This is a genomic window from Nocardia brevicatena NBRC 12119 (assembly GCF_000308495.1).
GTDB classification, from domain to species: Bacteria; Actinomycetota; Actinomycetes; order Mycobacteriales; family Mycobacteriaceae; genus Nocardia; species Nocardia brevicatena.
Genome location: NZ_BAFU01000172.1, coordinates 1 through 1,003, shown reverse-complemented (window position 1 = coordinate 1,003; position 1,003 = coordinate 1). Strand labels below are relative to the sequence as shown.

Here is a 1,003-nt window from a genome sequence, read left to right as displayed (position 1 = left end):
CCTAGACGGTATGGGTGGCCGCCGGCGTTGAGCTGGGGGTTGCGGGCCGGGGCCTCGCTCACCCATGTTCGTGGGTTACCGAGTGGGAGTCGCCTGCCCGGTCTTTCCGACAGTGGTGGGAGGCCCCGGTGTTTACCGAGCGTACGAGTGTCGGGCTGGACGTGCATGCACGTTCGGTCGCGGCAGCAGCTATCGACGGCGTCACAGGTGAAGTGTTCCAAGCCCGGTTGACCCCGTCGTATGAGCACATCCGGTCGTGGATATCGGGGTTGCCGGGTCCGGTGGCGGTGGCCTACGAGGCCGGCCCGACCGGGTTCGGGTTGTATCGGGCGTTGACTGCGGTCGGGATCCGCTGTGAGGTTGTCGCACCCTCGAAGCTGCAGAAACCGGCCGGGGACCGGGTAAAAACCGATGCCCGCGACGCGTTGCATCCGGCCCGGTTGCTGCGGTTGGACGAGATCACCGCGGTGTCGATCCCGACCGTCGATCAGGAGGCGGCCCGGGATCTGGTGCGCGCGCGTGAGGACTGCCGAGGCGATCTGATGCGCGCCCGGCATCGGCTCTCGAAATTGCTGCTTCGGCACGGCATCGTCTACTACGGCGGCGCCGCCTGGACCGGGGCGCACGACCGATGGCTGCACACCGAAGCGGCACCACAGTTGAGCTCGCAGGCCACACGGATGGCGTTCGACGCCGACTACGACCATGTGCTGACGATGCAGGCCAGACGCGGACGCCTCGACGCCGCGATCGAGGAGATGGCCGCTGCGAGTGAGTTCACCCAGGTCGTGCGACGAGTGTCATGTCTGCGTGGGGTCTCCACGCTGACCGGGTTCGCGTTGGCGGTCGAGATCGGTGACTGGAATCGGTTCAGCGGCAACACCATCGGATCGTTCGTCGGTCTGGTGCCCTCGGAGTATTCCTCCGGATCGTCGCGTGTGCAGGGGGCGATCACCAAGACCGGAAACACCCACGCACGCCGCCTGCTGGTCGAAGCGGCCCG

At 67.0% G+C, this 1,003-nt stretch carries 1 protein-coding gene; it reads left to right on the top strand.

The features are described from left to right. Nucleotides 1-128 precede the first annotated feature (128 nt). Nucleotides 129-1,003, top strand: an 875-nt coding sequence (locus ON20_RS25800; protein WP_040839616.1) for an IS110 family RNA-guided transposase, incomplete at its 3' end; no start/stop codon positions are given.